This window comes from Methylophilus sp. Leaf414 (genome assembly GCF_001425425.1).
In the GTDB taxonomy this organism is placed as follows: domain Bacteria; phylum Pseudomonadota; class Gammaproteobacteria; order Burkholderiales; family Methylophilaceae; genus Methylophilus.
The window spans coordinates 728,235-744,704 of the sequence record NZ_LMQQ01000004.1; the positions used below are offsets into that span (position 1 = coordinate 728,235).

The 16,470-nt window shown below is 46.4% G+C and carries 16 protein-coding genes; 4 read left to right on the top strand and 12 right to left on the bottom strand.

All coding sequences use genetic code 11. From position 1 onward, the window contains the following. Positions 1 to 5: 5 nt before the first annotated feature. The 3 genes from rfbA to ASG24_RS12315 all read left to right on the top strand — a co-directional run bounded on the left by rfbA (position 6) and on the right by ASG24_RS12315 (position 2,568). Positions 6 to 893: a glucose-1-phosphate thymidylyltransferase RfbA gene (rfbA, locus tag ASG24_RS12305; RefSeq protein WP_055871876.1), complete on the top strand. Its 888-nt coding sequence runs from the start codon at positions 6 to 8 to the stop codon at positions 891 to 893. Beyond that, a complete protein-coding gene (rfbC, locus tag ASG24_RS12310) occupies positions 893 to 1,435 on the top strand; it encodes a dTDP-4-dehydrorhamnose 3,5-epimerase (RefSeq protein ID WP_055871879.1) in 543 nt (180 codons plus the stop codon). The genes rfbA and rfbC overlap by 1 nt, the downstream gene beginning before the upstream one ends. A 611-nt stretch (positions 1,436 to 2,046) precedes the next feature. Continuing rightward, the gene (locus ASG24_RS12315; RefSeq protein ID WP_055871882.1) at positions 2,047 to 2,568 is read left to right on the top strand and encodes an FxDxF family PEP-CTERM protein; all 522 of its coding nucleotides are present in this window, start codon (positions 2,047 to 2,049) and stop codon (positions 2,566 to 2,568) included. A 63-nt stretch (positions 2,569 to 2,631) separates the two neighbouring features. On the opposite strand, the gene dapC is transcribed toward ASG24_RS12315, so the two are convergent. After that, the gene (gene dapC, locus ASG24_RS12320) at positions 2,632 to 3,822 is read right to left on the bottom strand and encodes a succinyldiaminopimelate transaminase (protein ID WP_055871885.1); all 1,191 of its coding nucleotides are present in this window, start codon (positions 3,820 to 3,822) and stop codon (positions 2,632 to 2,634) included. 15 nt (positions 3,823 to 3,837) lie between these two features. Between dapC and ASG24_RS12325 the strand changes: the two genes are divergently transcribed. Continuing rightward, positions 3,838 to 4,770, top strand: a complete 933-nt coding sequence (locus tag ASG24_RS12325) for a DMT family transporter (RefSeq protein WP_055871888.1) — start codon at positions 3,838 to 3,840, stop codon at positions 4,768 to 4,770. Positions 4,771 to 4,773: 3 nt separating this feature from the next. On the opposite strand, the gene ASG24_RS12330 is transcribed toward ASG24_RS12325, so the two are convergent. The 11 genes from ASG24_RS12330 to ASG24_RS12380 are packed head-to-tail and all read right to left on the bottom strand — an operon-like array spanning position 4,774 to position 16,454. Further along, positions 4,774 to 6,546, bottom strand: coding sequence for a tetratricopeptide repeat protein (locus ASG24_RS12330; RefSeq protein ID WP_055871891.1), 1,773 nt, complete (start codon positions 6,544 to 6,546; stop codon positions 4,774 to 4,776). Next, positions 6,543 to 8,498: a bifunctional tRNA (5-methylaminomethyl-2-thiouridine)(34)-methyltransferase MnmD/FAD-dependent 5-carboxymethylaminomethyl-2-thiouridine(34) oxidoreductase MnmC gene (mnmC, locus tag ASG24_RS12335; RefSeq protein WP_055871894.1), complete on the bottom strand. Its 1,956-nt coding sequence runs from the start codon at positions 8,496 to 8,498 to the stop codon at positions 6,543 to 6,545. The genes ASG24_RS12330 and mnmC overlap by 4 nt, the downstream gene beginning before the upstream one ends. A 32-nt stretch (positions 8,499 to 8,530) precedes the next feature. After that, the gene (locus ASG24_RS12340; RefSeq protein WP_200937015.1) at positions 8,531 to 9,835 is read right to left on the bottom strand and encodes a cyclopropane-fatty-acyl-phospholipid synthase family protein; all 1,305 of its coding nucleotides are present in this window, start codon (positions 9,833 to 9,835) and stop codon (positions 8,531 to 8,533) included. 11 nt (positions 9,836 to 9,846) lie between these two features. Continuing rightward, on the bottom strand, positions 9,847 to 10,635 hold the full coding sequence (locus ASG24_RS12345; RefSeq protein ID WP_055871899.1) for a DUF1365 domain-containing protein: 789 nt from the start codon (positions 10,633 to 10,635) through the stop codon (positions 9,847 to 9,849). Further along, on the bottom strand, positions 10,632 to 11,879 hold the full coding sequence (locus ASG24_RS12350; RefSeq protein ID WP_055872063.1) for an NAD(P)/FAD-dependent oxidoreductase: 1,248 nt from the start codon (positions 11,877 to 11,879) through the stop codon (positions 10,632 to 10,634). The genes ASG24_RS12345 and ASG24_RS12350 overlap by 4 nt, the downstream gene beginning before the upstream one ends. 8 nt (positions 11,880 to 11,887) lie before the next feature. Next, positions 11,888 to 12,829 (bottom strand): acyl-CoA desaturase, encoded by a 942-nt coding sequence (locus tag ASG24_RS12355; RefSeq protein WP_055871902.1) that lies wholly within the window; start codon positions 12,827 to 12,829, stop codon positions 11,888 to 11,890. 33 nt (positions 12,830 to 12,862) lie between these two features. Continuing rightward, positions 12,863 to 13,384 carry a lipocalin family protein gene (locus ASG24_RS12360; RefSeq protein WP_200934475.1) on the bottom strand — a complete coding sequence of 174 codons (522 nt, stop codon included), beginning with the start codon at positions 13,382 to 13,384 and terminating at the stop codon, positions 12,863 to 12,865. A gap of 50 nt (positions 13,385 to 13,434) precedes the next feature. Next, positions 13,435 to 14,094, bottom strand: a complete 660-nt coding sequence (locus tag ASG24_RS12365) for a DUF6134 family protein (protein ID WP_082488095.1) — start codon at positions 14,092 to 14,094, stop codon at positions 13,435 to 13,437. A 4-nt stretch (positions 14,095 to 14,098) separates the two neighbouring features. Next, complete coding sequence (locus ASG24_RS12370; protein WP_055871905.1) at positions 14,099 to 14,860, bottom strand: DUF1295 domain-containing protein; 762 nt, start codon at positions 14,858 to 14,860, stop codon at positions 14,099 to 14,101. Then, positions 14,857 to 15,393, bottom strand: coding sequence for a DUF2878 domain-containing protein (locus tag ASG24_RS12375; protein ID WP_055871909.1), 537 nt, complete (start codon positions 15,391 to 15,393; stop codon positions 14,857 to 14,859). Before ASG24_RS12375 ends, ASG24_RS12370 begins: the two co-directional genes overlap by 4 nt. Before the next feature lie 17 nt (positions 15,394 to 15,410). After that, positions 15,411 to 16,454 carry a cyclopropane-fatty-acyl-phospholipid synthase family protein gene (locus ASG24_RS12380; protein WP_055871911.1) on the bottom strand — a complete coding sequence of 348 codons (1,044 nt, stop codon included), beginning with the start codon at positions 16,452 to 16,454 and terminating at the stop codon, positions 15,411 to 15,413. Positions 16,455 to 16,470: the final 16 nt, after the last annotated feature.

The following is a 16,470-nucleotide window of genomic DNA, read 5'->3' on the forward strand; positions in this document are numbered from 1 at the left end:
ACATTATGGCAAAAAATAGAAAAGGCATTATTCTGGCAGGAGGATCTGGCACACGCCTATATCCTGCTACACAGGCAGTTTCCAAGCAATTGATCCCTGTATATGACAAGCCTATGGTGTATTACCCACTGACTACGCTCATGCTGTCCGGTGTTGAAGATATCTTGCTAATCTCTACGCCGCAAGACACTCCCAGATTTGAACAACTTCTAGGGGACGGGTCGCAATGGGGCATCAATATTCAATATGCAGTGCAGCCTACACCAGATGGGTTGGCACAGGCATTTATCATTGGTGAGTCTTTTATCAACAACTCCCCAAGCGCGCTAGTCTTGGGCGACAATATTTTTTACGGCCATGATTTGGCGACGACCTTGCAGCAGGCAAATCATTCTGAAAGCGGAGCGACAGTGTTTGCCTACCCAGTCAATGATCCCGAACGTTATGGTGTCGTTGAGTTTGATGGGCAGGGTAAAGCTATAAGCCTGGAAGAAAAACCGACCAAACCTAAATCCCGTTATGCGGTGACCGGTTTGTATTTTTACGATAATAAGGTCTGTGATATTGCGGCAAACTTGAAACCTTCTCCAAGAGGCGAGTTGGAAATCACCGATGTGAACAAGCATTATCTTGCCCAGCAGCAACTGAATGTTGAGGTAATGGGCCGTGGACACGCCTGGCTGGATACCGGCACGCATGAATCTTTGCTGGAGGCTTCGCTGTTTATCCAGACCATTGAAAATCGCCAGGGCCTGAAAATTGCCTGTCCTGAAGAAATCGCTTATCGCATGGGATACATCACCTCTGAGATGTTATTAAAAGAAGCTGAAATTTATAAGAAAAATAGCTACGGCCAATATTTAATGCAAGTTGTGAACGAGAGGGTGTTTTAGTGATTACGTCTCAAACAGCGATTCATGATGTTTTCGTTTTTCAACCCAAGGTATTTGGCGACGACAGAGGCTTCTTTTTTGAAAGCTTCAATGAGAATATATTTGCTGAAACTACCGGGCTTCGCCCTCGTTTTGTACAGGACAATCACTCTAAATCAGCAAAAAACGTATTAAGAGGTTTGCATTACCAGATTAAACAACCTCAGGGAAAACTGGTTCGAGTGACCCAGGGTGCGGTGTTTGATGTTGCTGTAGATCTGCGTTTACAGTCACCCACTTTTGGAAAATGGGTAGGAGAGGTTTTGAGTGATGAAAATAAAAAAATGCTTTGGGTTCCTGAAGGATTTGCTCACGGATTTCTGGTGCTTTCAGAATCAGCCGAGTTTTTATACAAAACTACAAACTTTTATGCGCCTGAGCACGAGCGCTGTATTATATGGAATGACCTGACCTTAAATATTGATTGGCCTATTGCCCAACAGCCCTCGTTATCTACAAAAGATGCGCTTGGTCTCAGTTTCGCTGAAGCCGATAAGTTCTAACACAGCCCGTCATAATTCAGTCACAGAATAAATCAACTTAAATCATGCATTTTGCATTTGACAAAAGCCATTGTTAAATGTAATAAAAAATTCACAATAAACCTTTTTTTATGTGTAAAATGCAAATCGTTTAGTGCACTTAAGTGGTGCATGCGCATCAATGGTGCAGCAAACTTGTGATTTTGATGCAATTAATTCAGCACTTAAGCAATCAACCTTAAAAATAATCAAATTAAATCAATAGGTTAAATGCTTTAAAAAGCTGGAACGTTTTTTGCATTCCTTAACTTTGAAAATAAATAACGCGATAATAATATTTGAATAGCCCGAATGGGTAATGTCGTAAGAGAAAATATTAAGTTATTGTTAGAAAAAGAGGAGAATTATAAGGAAACGCTCAATGGGGCGTATTGTTGGGTGAATGCTGCAGTAATTGGCTGGCAATACCAACAAACCTTTAATCTCCCCGATTTACCTGGATGTCTCAGCTCCACGTAGTAATGTTATTGGTATGAACTTAGTCTGCTTCTGTTTAGTTTGCGTGTTTTAAGTTTGCCTTTTGTAATTAGTTTGTTTTTTAGTTATTTCTTTTAATTTTCTTAAGGATATATATGTTAAATATAAAAAAATCTTTGGCAGTAATGGCCTTTGGGTCTGCAATGTTGTTGCCTATGACTTCTTCTGCGACAGTCACTAACTTTAATGATATTACCGATAGTTCTAATAGTGGTTCTTTCAGTACATGGGTTGTAGCGGGTGCAGTGATTGATGCTGGTGATACATTCAATTTCAGCTTTACTAAAACTTCTGATCTTTCAATCAACATTTCCGAACTATTTGGTCTTAGCATTGGAAACACTTATTTCAGCCTAAAACAAGGTGCGACTGAGATTCAGCAAATCGCACTTGCTCCATTAGCTCTTGTAAGTTCACATACCTATACATTTGATGATCTGACAAGTGGTAGTTACTCTTTGACATTGGTTCCATCGAGCATTTTTACATTGCGTCTTGGTGGTGAAGTGGCTATCTCAGCAGCATCTGTAACCCCAGTTCCAGAGCCAGAGACTAACGCTCTGATGTTCCTGGGCTTGGGCATTATTGGTATGATCGCTCGTAGAAAATTTGCTTAATTCTCACTAGCAATTAAAAAGCCGGATGCACATGCATCCGGCTTTTTTGTTTCCTCGAATAGGTTATTCCAGAAGTCCTTTAATTCTTTGTGCCGCCATGATGGCTTCTTCTGGCGAGGCCACCAAAGCCATACGGATAAAACCTTTTCCAGGATTAAATCCATGAGCCTGGCGGGCCAGGAAAGAGCCTGGTAGCACCGTGATATTCAGTTCCTGATAAAGCTGTCTGGCAACGAAGGTATCATCCTGTTGAGTGTCTACCCATAAGTAGAAGGCCGCATCAGGAAGTTGTGTATTAGGCCATACTTGTTGAAGTATCGGTGTCACTGACTGGAATTTCTCGTTATACAGTTTACGGTTTTCGATCACATGTGCTTCATCATTCCAAGCCACGATACTCGCTGCCTGCACGGCAGGATTCATGGCACATCCATGATACGTACGATACAAAGCAAACTTTTCAATGATAGTAGTATCACCAGCTACAAAGCCTGATCGCATACCTGGAACGTTGGAGCGTTTGGATAGTGAACTGAACATGACGACCCGGCTAAAATCACGTCCTAACTTATACGCTGCTTCCAAAGCGCCTACTGGTGCATTCACTTCATCAAAGTAAATTTCTGAATAGCATTCATCTGAAGCAATTACAAACCCGTACCGATCAGACAACTCAAATAAGGTTTTCCAGGCCTCCATATCAATCACTTTGCCTGAAGGGTTGCCCGGACTACAGACATACACTAATTGTGTGCGCTTGAGAATATCAGCCGGAACCTGTGTCAGGTCCATGACATAATCATTCTCTTGGGTAGTATTGATAAAGTAAGGCGTGGCGCCAGCAAGGAAAGCAGCGCCTTCATAAATCTGGTAAAACGGGTTTGGTGAGATCACAACGGGTTGCTGCGGAACGCTGGTGTCAATCACGGCTTGTGCAAAGGCAAACAAGGCTTCACGGCTTCCATTTACAGGCAAAATGGCTTTTTCGATATTCAATGCAGGGATCTTGTAACGACGTTGCAGCCATTGATTGATGGCTTCGCGCAAGGCGGGTACACCGACTGTGGTAGGATAGCTGGCCAGTCCGCCAAGGTTTGCCTTTAAGGCCTCGGTAATGATTTCCGGCGTGGCATGCTTGGGCTCGCCGATAGATAAATTGACAGGCGCAAAGTCTGGATTAGGCGTTAGCCCATCAAACAGGTCGCGCAAACGCTGAAAAGGGTAGGGCTGGAGTAAATTTAAATGTGGATTCATAGGGTTGTATTATAAGTGAGCCTTGCGCATAAGCAAAAAGCCCATCAGCAAAAATATTTTGCTTTGGCAGCATTGATCTACGGTGCCATTTCCTGGGGGGTGATCTGGTACCCATATCGACTACTAAATGATAGTGGCATCTCTGGCGTGCAATCCAGCTTTTTGAGCTATTGGCTGGCCTTGCTGATAGGCGGAATTATATTCTGGCGCCGCTACCCGCACATTTCCAAAGTACCTAAATCTGCATATTGGCTGAGCCTGGTAGCCGGCTGGACCAATCTCGCTTATGTGCTGGCTGTGATTGATGGTGAAGTCATGCGGGTGATGCTGCTGTTTTATCTCTCGCCTTTATGGACGTTGTTACTGGCGAAAATCTGGCTGCATGAACGTTGGCATAAACCGCAACTATTAGCCATCGCCTTATCTTTGTTAGGGGCTGATTTAATGCTGACAGATGGTCAACTCGCATGGCCGTGGCCGCAATCATCTTCTGATTGGCTGGCATTATCAGCTGGCATTGGTTTTTCGATCACCAACGTTATTACGCGTTTCTCCACTCACCTCACTATCGCAGCCAAAGGCATGCTGGTGTGGTTGGGCGTGTTTGGATTATCGTTGCTCGTGCTGCTCTGGCAAGATGGTTTATCCGGCCTCGCTTTTGCCAGCTCATTGACTTCGGGCACTATGGTTTTGATGCTGCTGATAGCATTTATGCTTATTTCCGCAACTTTGCTGGTGCAATATGGCATTACCAAAATACCCGCCATTCAGGCGTCTGTATTATTCATGTTTGAATTGATTGTCGCTGCGGTAGCTGCCTACTTTCTGGCACAAGAGAGTATGTCACTGATAGAAATGGTCGGCGGCTTTTGCATCGTTGCTGCAGGCCTGTTGTCTGTGTACTATAGTGAAAGCAGTGAAGTCAGCGAAAAAAGCAGTGCAAGGTAGTGGTTATGGCAAAAGTTCTCGATAAACTTGTTCTAGCTGGCGACAAAAGGTTAAGGGATCAAATAGCACTTGTGCCTGCTGTTTAACCTTTTCCTTCAGCGTCTGCAATGCGGCGGGGTTATTTGCCAACATCACCGCCTGTTTTATCAAGTTCTCCCAATCGCTACAAACGCACTCTTCCAATCCACTATGTTTAAGCAAACTGGCACTGACACGCGCAGGGAATGTAACTCCCTCCACCGTCAGCAAAGGTACGCCTTGCCACAGCGCATCACTGGCCGTGGTATGTGCATTGTACGGTGTAGTATCCAGCATCAAATCAGCATGTTGCTGCCTGGCAATATGCAGCTCGGCGCTAGTGCGCGGCGCGAATACAAGTCGGGCAGGATTGATGCCTGCCAGGTGCGCAGCTTGTTTGAGATTGTTGGTCGCCCATCGATTGCACTCCTGCAACCATAAAACACTTTCAGGGACCTGCTCGAGTATGCGCATCCAGTAAGCAAAAACATCGGCTGTGATTTTAAAGCTTTGGTTAAAGCTGCAAAATACAAATCCGTGCTCGGGTAAGCCATGCTGGGATCTACTGCCAGCATCAGCCTGTGGTCGCTGTGCATTGTTCGGCTGGTAACAAGGTAATTCTATTGGCTGCTCAGCCAAAGAATTACTTTTTACCGAGCTATCCACCAGAATCACATCGAATAATGGACGATTATTCACTTTGCCCATCGTGCCAGGGTAACCTAGCCAGTTGATATGACAGCGTGCCGGACGATAGGCGGCCACGCCGCTGCGACTATTCTGGGTGAATCCGGTCAAGTCTATCAGGCAATCAATATCTGCAGCCCGCATATGGGCAGCCACTTGCGCGTCAGTCAGCGTAGCAATCTCAATCCAGTGATCCGCAGCCGCAATAAATGCGTTTCTTTCAACCGATTGATCATCTTTAGCCTGACTATACAAGCTCGCTTCAAAGTGATCGCGATTATGGGCGGCAATCACATCAGTGACCAGATATGCCAGCGGGTGTTTGCGAAAATCGGAGGAAATATAAGCTAGCCTGATTTTTCGGCGGTCTGTTACGGGAGAGGGTGCTGGTAATGGCTGTATGGATCCATAGTGCTGTTGAGCCCATGAGCTGGCGCATAGCAGTTGCTCCGCATCGCTAGTGCCTGGCATGGCGAGGAACGCAAATGGAGGAATTTGTGCATTTGGTTGCTGCTTTAGTGCTGCGCGGACTTCGTTGATGGCATCGTCCATGCCTTGCCAGTCAGCCATGTGCTGTTTCTGGTGTATCCAGTGTACTTTGGCATGTAGCAACTGTGGATTGCATTTAAGTGCCTGCTCATAGGCCTTAATCGCTAAATCCAGTTGCCCGGTTTCGCGATAGGCATTACCCAGATTATTTTGGATATCAGCATCGGCTGGATTGATTAACAATGCTTGCTGATAATGCTGAATGGCTTCCGGATTTCGCCCAAGCTTACGCAGGCTGTTGGCCAAGTTAAAGTGAACATCGGCCTGTTGAGGATCTTGTTGTAAAGACTTTCTGAAAGCTTCCGATGCGCGCAGTTCATCACCTTGCCGGCTGGCAACATTGCCTAACTGCATTAAGATTTGCGGATGATCAGGCGCCAGGCGCAATGCTGCAGAAAAGCATTTCTGGGCCAGGTCTAATTGATTTTGCGCCAGGTAGCATCGCCCAAGCTCGTAATGCAGGCCCGGGTCATGTGGCATCTTGACAAGCTGCTGCTGCAAATTGGCTATTTCCGGCGTCATCCTGTCACCTTAAATGGCTTTAATAGTTTTTTCCAGCCCAGTTGTTTGAACAGAAGTCGCTGTGGATGCAGGCCATTCCAGAAGCTATCCTCGGTCAACTGCGGCAGGACTATTGAAAAATCCTTTAACAGCCTTCTGGCCAACACAGCGGCGCAATAAGGTGCAGTCATCAAGCCTTTGCTACCATGTGCGATATGTATATATAAACCTTGTGGCGCGGGCAAGTCTTCATAATCGGTAATGCTGATAGAGGTTGGCTTGAGGTTGTCTGTAGGAAGTAATGGCCCGACATAAGGTAAATAGTCGGGGGAGCCGCAGCGCATTGAAGCCCTGGCATAAGTAATTTCTGCTGAAGAAACTGCATTAAATTGCGGACTTAAGTGACTGACCATATTGAGGTTACTTGCATTATCTGCATCCCTTACATCAGTATCTAAATCGCCATGCGCGAAAGTGGCACCCATGGCGTGCATGCCGTCCTGCAACGGTGTCAGGTAACCAATGCCGCACAGTATCATTTTTAAATCTTGCATGGCAGCTTGTCCGGCAATCATCCCCATTTGCCCGCGCACCGGGTTTAGCCACATGCTGCTGTCTGGTAATAGTTCGGCAGCATTTGCAGCGTTGGCTACAATCACTGCATCGAATCCCTGGTGCAAATCAGTACTGGATTGTAATTGCCAGCCATCTTGGCTGGATAGTCCAGTGATATTCTGCTGCAAATGCACATGAATATTCACATGCTTAAGCATGGCAATACACGCTTCACGAGGATTCACCCAGGCCGCGTCGGCAAAATACAAGCAATCTGATGTCAGAGGCACGCCTGCAAGTTCAGTGGCTTGAGCTGCATCCACTTGCTGCAATAATCCTAAATGGGCATAACGCGCTGCGACTTTATGTACGCGCTTCTGTTCGCGCGCAGCACCACCTAATTGCAATAAGCCATTGTGTTTGAAAGCATCTTCAGCCAAGCCCAAATTGGCAAAGTGGCGCAGGCTAAAGCTATAGCTGCGCAAAGCTAATTCATCATTCAGGAGTTCTTCGGTATTTAAGCGTGGATAAAGCATGCCGCGTGGATTACCGGATGCCCCGCTGGCGATGGTTTCAGCCCGGTCAAACACGTGTACTTCGCAACCCATAGAGGCTAAAAACCACGCACTACTGCAACCGGCAATTCCGGCACCGATGATGGCAATTTTTGGCATGTCTGGCATAGGTGTAATCGCTTGAGAGGGCCACTCACCGCATAACATTTCACGCTTTGCACCATAGCCCGCAGTTTTTTTAGTTTGAAAACCTGCTTCTTGCAACTGGCGACGGACAAAGCCGGCACTGGTAAATGTGGCGAAAGTAGTGCCGGCTTTGGCGCACTTCACCATACATTCAAACAGGGGCGCCTGCCACATTTCAGGGTTTTTTGAGGGGGCGAAACCATCCAGGAACCAGGCATCTGCTTTTAAATCCAGTTCAGCCAACAGGCTGGCAGCATCAGCAATGTGTAAGGTCAGGCTGGTAGAAAAATTCGGTAGCTCCAACTGATTAATGCCAGGTTGCAAAAAACGATATTGCTCGCACAAAGCCTGGCTGTACTCGGCTAGTTCAGGAAAGTGCGCATGCGCCTGCTGCAAGTCCTGCAAGGAAAAAGGTGCAATTTCGATACTGACAAAGTGTAAGTGGGCAGAGACAGGCGCTGTTTCGCGCCACAATTGCAAGGTTGCCAGAAAGTTCAGGCCGCTGCCGAAACCGGTTTCAACAATGACAAAGTGACTGGGTTTATCAGCGGGAAGGTTTTGCCAGCGCTGTTGCAAATGATTTTGTTGCAAAAACACATGACGCGTTTCAGCGAGCCCATGTTGCGGATGGTCTGGGCTAACGGAAAAATAGGTATCATCAAACGTGGTGGAGTAGGGCAAACCATCGCGCCATTCCAGTGCTGCATGGGTAGTCATAGGCTGGCAAGTGTATCATGCCTGATTTACGCTTACACCCGTTTAAGCGCTCGGTAGCCCGGTTTTGCCAGCAATAAATGCACATCGCCTAGCGCGCATTCGGCAAATCCGCCTTCGCAATAACTCAGGTAGAAATCCCACATGCGAATAAAAGTATCGCTATAACCTAACTGTTTCACCTGATCGAGATTGGCAAAGAAGTTCTCGCGCCACAAACGCAGGGTGGTCGCGTAATCCTGGCCAATATCCTGCAGATCTATTAAACGTAAATCACTCGCACGTGTCAGGCTAGTCAACATGGCGGTATTGGAAGGGATATTAGAGCCAGGGAAGATATAGCGCTGGATAAAATCCACCGAGCGAATAGCGCTTTTGTAGCGCTGATCCATAATCGTAATAGCTTGTATCAACGCAACCCCGTTTGGTTTCAGCAAATGGCTCACTTTATTGAAATAGGTGTCGTAGTATTGATGACCCACTGCTTCTATCATTTCAATAGACACCAGCTTGTCGTATTGACCTTGCAAGTGACGATAATCCTGCTTGAGTAATACGATTTTATCCTGCAAGCCTTCCGCTGCAACCCGCTCTTTTGCCAGCACAAACTGTTGCTGCGATATTGTGGTCGTGGTGACACGGCAACCATAATGCTTGGCGGCATAAATGGCGAATCCTCCCCAGCCAGTGCCTATCTCAATCACATGGTCTGCCGGCGACAGCTGCAATTTGTCACAAATCACTTTTAGCTTGCGTTCAGAAGCCGCCTGCAAGCGGCTGATATCCGCACTGGATCTGTCTTCAGCATCGAACATGGCGGACGAGTACATCATGGTTGGGTCCAGAAACAACTTGAATAAATCATTGCCCAGGTCGTAATGCGCGGCTATGTTTTTCTGGCTACCCGCTTCACTATTGCTGTTTAACCAGTGGAAAGCCTTAAGCATCGGTTTACTCAAATACTGGTAACCACCTTCAAGCGTATCCATCACAGACTGATTGAGCACCATCAGTCGCACCACATTGGTCAATGTGTCCGCCTGCCAATAACCGAGCATGTAGGCTTCGCCTGCCCCGATGCTGCCGCCGAACGCGATTTCGCCATAAAAACGCGGATCATGGACGGTGATACTGGCCTGGATTGCTTGTATATTGCTTTGGTTGGGAAGATGTCCGAAAACATGGCTTTCGTTACCATCAATAATAGTCAGCTGGCCGACTTTCAGTCCGGCCAACCGTTTGAGCACCTGCTTTTTTGCCAGTTGCGCGACCCATTTGGCACGACTTTTAGATTTTAAGGGTTTGGTCAGCGTGTCAGTGGAAAGGGCGTTTGAAGGCATTGAGTTCATGATTAATCACCAAGTTTGGCGTGTTGTTTTGGGTGAGTGTAGAAAGGAATTCTTTTGAGCCACAGCCGCAGGGCTTGCCAGTAAATGGCTGCGATGACTTTGACAGTCATCCATGGATAGCTTAATAACATGCGATTTAAAGTACTGGCTTGCCAAGGATGTCTTTGTAATTTCAAGGTAGCGAAAAACGTAGCTTGCTCATGGTGCCAGTTTTGCATATGCACACTCAGTGCATCACCGGGTGCTGAAAATTGCCATTGATAATCGATATCCATGGGCATAAATGGCGAGACATGGAAATCTTTTTCCAGTTTGAAAAGCATTGAGGTGGCCTGCTTTACTTCATGTACATAAGCAAACTGCTCTTTCCAGGGTGTGTTGGTAATATGGCTGACGATCGCCTGTAACTCACCCTTAGGGTCGTAGCAATAGTAAAAACTGACCGGGTTAAAGCAGACGCCCCAGTAGCGACAATGGGTGAGTAGACCAATTCTGCCGAGAGGGCGTTGGCCGGTATGTTTTTCAACCAGGTCACGTACACATTGATCCAAAGGTTGATCTGGCGGGCCCAGATAGTCTTCGCGCTTAAAATAAGCCAGGTTAGGCTTAAGGTAAGACCACAAGCGATTGTTTTTAAATAGAGAGGGCAGCTCATCTAAATCCAGGTACAGCATAAAAAGCTGGTAACGGAAGCCATGAGCTTTCGGTTGCAATCTCTGATGGCTGATCCATCCGGTGTAGATAGCACTATGCAACTTTTCATTCTGATTTGACGAAGATGCCGCATTCATCGCATGGCTGCCTCAAAGTGTTTGATAGCGGCCAGCGCACTGATCACTCCATCCTCGTGGAAACCATTCTTCCAGTAAGCGCCAGCATAGCCTGTGCGATGGTGACCACTGATATCAGCATGCTGTAACTGTGCCCGGGCGCCGGCCAGGGTATAAAGCGGATGGCGGTATTGCAGCTTTTTAATCACTTTGGCGGGGTTAATCGCATTGGTGTAGTTAAGCGTCACCAGCAAAGGCTCTGTTGAGCGTATGCCTTGCAGGATATTCATATTGTAAGTGACTTGTACTTTGTCAGTGGGCTGCGCTGCGACGTGATAATTCCAGGCCGCCCACGCCAGTTTGCGCTTGGGCATTAAGCTCGCGTCAGTATGTAAAAAAACGGTATTGTCCTGATAGGGAATTGCACCGAGTACTTCACGTTCATTATCCGTTGCTTCAGTGCCAAGAATGGTTAAGGCTTCGTCACTATGGCAGGCAAAAAACACATAATCAAATCGTTGAGGCTGTTTGTTGGTAAACGTAAGCGTGACGCCAGCACTGTCTCTTTCAACGGTTTTTACGGGAGAATTCAGATGGATACGATCACGATAACCGGCAGTCACTTTTTCGACATAACTCGCTGAACCACCGATAATCGTGCGCCATTGCGGCCTGTCATCGATACTCAACATGCCATGGTGATGAAAGAAGCGCACAAAAAAGCGGGCAGGGAACTGCAACATTTGCTGTGCATCGGTTGACCAGATTGCAGCCCCCATCGGTACTATGTAGTCACGAATAAACTGTGGCGAGTAACCATTCAGCGATAAATATTCCCCTAACGGAATTTCATTGCCTTCTGCCAGCAAAGCCAATGACTGTTGATTAAAGCGCAAGATATCGCGAATCATGCGGTAAAACTTTGGCGATAACAGGTTACGCCGCTGCGCAAACAGGCTATTAAGAGAAGTGCCATTGTATTCAAGATGCGTGACTTCATTACGTACGCTAAAGCTCATGTCGCTGTTGCGCCAGGCCACACCTGCTTCAATCAATATGCGTTCGAACTCAGGGTAAGTTTTATCGTTAAATACAATAAAACCGGTATCAACCGCATGTGTTTCTCCGGCGATTTCTACATGGTGGGTATGGGTGTGGCCGCCAATATAGTCATTGGCCTCAAACACAGTGACCTTATGCTGTTTATGCAGGTGATAGGCGAGGGTGTTTCCAGCAATACCACTGCCGATAATGGCAATATTCAAGCCCATTGTTAATCGCCCTTCACAGTATGCTGGTTGCGTACGTCTATCGGTACTTGTTTGAGATTCCAGATCAGCCCCAACGCGGCCAACACTTTAAGGCCATAATAGGTAAAGTCTATTTCCCACCAGTAAAATCCTTGCTTTACTGAACCAGGATAGTGATGATGGTTGTTATGCCAGCCTTCGCCAAGTGTGAGTAGTGCTAGCAGCCAGTTATTGCGGCTGTGGTCGCGTGTTGCATATCTGCGGCTACCCCAGACATGGGCGAGTGAGTTAATACAAAACGTGGCGTGATAGAGAACGATAGTAGAAACGACAAACCCCCAAACCAGCAACTGCCAGCCATTGGTATGCAGTTGCGGGACGTAAACACGAAGCAATTCCCCTAATGCAAAAATAGCGGCCGCGAACCCAATAGGAACGATGCTATCAAAACGATCAAGCCAGCATAGCTCGCGAAAACGGGTAAGTTCACGCACCCGATCAAGCTGGGTCTTGAAACTGGCATGACTCAGAAACCAACCCAAATGGCTCCATAAAAAGCCTTGTTGATAGGGAGAGTGAATATCTTGCGGTTGATCGGCATGCACATGATGGTTTCGGTGATGGGCTGCCCACCACAATGGTCCGCGTTGAACGGCGGTGGCGCCAATGAGGGCAAACAGAAACTGCCCTGCGCGAGAAGTTTGAAAAGTTTTATGCGCAAAATAGCGATGATAAAACCCGGTAATGGCAAACATGCGTGACACATACATGACCACGGCAAAGACAACCGCAAACGGGCTCCAGCCAACCCAGAATAAAGCCACCAACGCCAGATGCAAGGCTACAAATGGCACTACCCGCCACCAGTCGATACTCTCGGCACTGGCATTGGCTGGTGGCTGATAACGCTGGTTATCCAGCCAGCCTACCAGCCTGCCAAATAGCCCCCAAATGCGGTAATGCATGTCACTTCCTTTTAAATAGCAAGCCTGATTAAATTAAAGGGGCGGTTTTGATGGTGCTTTTGCATTCAGGTGCGGGAAAATTTCCAGCTTGTTGATGTCATATCCCAACGCTTTGATTTTAGCCACCAGTTCGTTATAAGTCGCCTGATCTATCGCAGGCTTACGTGACATTAGCCAAACGTAATCGCGTTTGTTTCTGGCAACAATGGTGTGCTGGTAGTCATCACTTAAATAAGTAATCAGGTATTCGGATTTGAAGGGCCACAGAAACTGCATTTTCCACTCAGCATTGCCACTATCCGGCACCACAAAACCTGTCGGATGATAAACCTTTAGCTTGCCATCAAACCCACCCTGGTTGTACGTAAAGGTAGTCGCAATAGTGCCATCCGGATTTTTTTCATAATGCTCGACCGGGTTATAGGGATCACGCTCCATAAAAGTGGGGATCGCCGCAATCACATACCAGTCACCCATAAAGCGATCAACATCGACTTTCTCGACCGTTTTGACAGGTGGTAAATTTTGACAAGCACTCAGTCCGAATATACTCATTATACAAATCACTTTAATTAAATTTTTTAACATATTGATCAAATAGCCTTTTAGACTAGTTTATAAACGATTTTGTAACCCTCTGGCGTAATGGATTCAAGAGCAACCCACGCTTGTTGCTGGTCATACCAGAGTGTAATCTTTAACTTATCCTTGCCATTCAGGCGACCATTAAGGCGATATTGACGGGTCTGTGTGCTTTGGCCTTTAACCATAATTGTTTTAGGACCTTCATCCGTTACCGTCACATCCAGATATTCAGCATTTTGCGGATTAAGCAGTCGCGACTGCTTGAGGATTTCAGGGTTCCAGTAAGCAAATGTCATGGTGCAAGCGGGTAAAGTTTGCTGGTCAGAGTTTTTCGCGCTGTGTTTATCGACCACAAATTGTTTGTCTTGCAGCTGCCCATTCACGTCTGTGACGACTTTATTTTCTTCGGTGTGCGCCTTTAAACTGGTCAGGCATGTACCTTGCCATGTTTCATCTGCCTGATGTGTGTAGCGATACGCGTTAATGAATAACACTTTTACATTGAAATCAGCACGGCTTTGCAACTGGTTGTTATTAAACGCAAAGGTATGGGTACCAATTTTTTGTTTATCCAGCCAAACCTCAAACGTCCAGTCTTTCGCTTGGGCGGTCGACAACATACCTAGACTTAAGGCAGTAAAAGCCAAAAACTGTTTTGCTTTATTAATCAAATTGATCACGCATCTACTCGCTTTTTGGAATGCCAGGAATAAAAGCATTGGTATTTTTGACGTAAGCAGCATAACCGGGACGGCGGCTATGGATGGTTTTTTCCATCAAGCTGACACCACTCACTTTCAATAGTAATAAGGTCATGATGATGGGCGATAGCCATACCCATGGATTGCCGGTAGCGGCGCCAAATAAAGCGAAACCCCACCAGATCAGGCTCTCACCAAAGTAATTGGGGTGGCGGCTGTAGCGCCAAAGGCCGGTGTTTAATACGGCATTTTCGTTTTCAGCTTGATTACGGAAGCGCATTAACTGGATATCAGCCACGACTTCCCAGTAAAAACCAATCAAAAACAACGCAACACCGGCGTAATCCAACCAGAGTAAAGGCGCTTGATCATGGATGGCTGCATATAAAGGATAAGAAATGATCCAGGCCAGCACTGCCTGAAATGCAAAAATGATATAAACGCTTTTAAACCAGAAGTGTGGTTCGTTATTTTTACGGATAGTTTCATAGCGGTGGTCTTCCTTGCCCCAGTTGCGCCAGGTAAGAAAGATACTCAATCTAAGTGACCACAACGTGACTGCTGCCAATACCAGGCAGGCACGCACAGATAGATCATAGGTAAAGATGGCAGTAATAAAGGCGGTGATTGCCATGAACAGGCTCCACATACTGTCGACATGGCTGTAATGGCGGGTAGCGAAGCTTAAAAGCCAGCCGCTCAGGGCAAACATCAAAATCGCAATCAATGCATAAAAGTAGATCATGCGGGTTTCCCGAGGATGGTTTGAGAGAACTGCCGGCGTATCCAAAACATGAATGGCATGGCGATTGCCCATTCCAGCGCTACCCATGCCAGGCTAAGCGTGGGATGGGGCAGGTGTATCACCTGTAATTTTGCGGAGCCAAGATAAGCCAGAGGGCCAAAAATGCCACCCAGTATTGCTGCAAGCAGAGGTTTTGGCTGTAACCAGCGCATGCTGACGTTTAAGGTACAGGCAAATGCCAGCCATAAGGCAATCATCCACAGCGGAATATAACTTGTCCAGAATTCCGGGTATTCAAAACTGATCAAGCCCATGTAATAGCCTATCTGGTCAAGCAGGCAACCAATCAAAGCGGTGATGATGAGCGGTAAAGCTTGCTGCCAGCCTTCTACCCACTCTAAATGGGCTAGAGTAAAAATGATGACCAGCAGGAAAACAGCAAAACCCAATCCTGGTTTAGCTGATAGCACACACGCCCACCAAAGAATTTGGAAAGAGATAAAATTAAATATAATCAATTTATTAGATTTCATATTTAATGTTTAACTTCTCATTTTTTCGAGAACAAATAATGACTTACCCACCAGGTTTGTCCCTGGTTATAGCCGAATAGCTCGGCACATGCCATATAGAATATTCGCCAGCGCTGCCGCCACAGTTCAGCGTCATCTGTACCATATATAGATTGCAGCACCGGGGTAAGCACAGCATGATTTTGGTCCATATTTTCCAGCCATGCATTGGCAGTTTTTTCGTAGTGAGTGCCGTCCCAGCGCCATTTTTCGATGATTTTCAAATCATCCTGGAAATATAGTGGCAGATCGTCACTGGGCATCATGCCGCCACTAAAAAAATACTGACTCATCCAGTCATCATCCGCCTTGACATCAAATGTATAAGGCGCGTGACGATGCACAAAAATATGCTTGAAAAACAATCCATCAGACTTTAACCAGCGCGCTACTTTGGCATATAAAACCTGGTAATTCCGCATGTGCTCGAACATCTCTACCGATACTATGCGGTCAAACGTTTGATCGGTATCGAACACATTCATATCCGCGGTAATGATGTTGATATTAGAAAGCCCACGCAGGTTGGCCTGCTGCAAAATATATTCCCGCTGTGAGGCGGAATTGGAAACACCAGTGATTCGGGCATTCGGGTAATGACTGGCCATCCAGAACGTTAATGAACCCCACCCGCAGCCTAATTCCAGTATCTGTTGACCATCTTGTAGCAGTGCATGCGCACAGGTCTGTGAAAGTGCTAATTGCTCTGCTTCATCCAAAGTTTTTGTTTCAGGTGACCAGTAGCAACTGCTGTATTTACGATTAACGCCCAGGCAATAGTTATAAAATATGGCGGGGACTTCGTAATGCTGCGCATTGGCCTTTTCCGGTAGGGGAGCAATCTCAGAACTTTGCATCTGCTCTATAAATTTGATAAGTGCAGATTGCGCTCGTTCGCAATTTTCTTCATTGATTTCAATTAACCTGTCCTTGCATAGCTTTTGTATTCCTTTCCGGATAAGTGCATCAGGTATCAGGCCTTTTTCGGCAAGTTTTAGCGCTGCAGTTGCAATTGAACTCATATTTATTATCGCACTA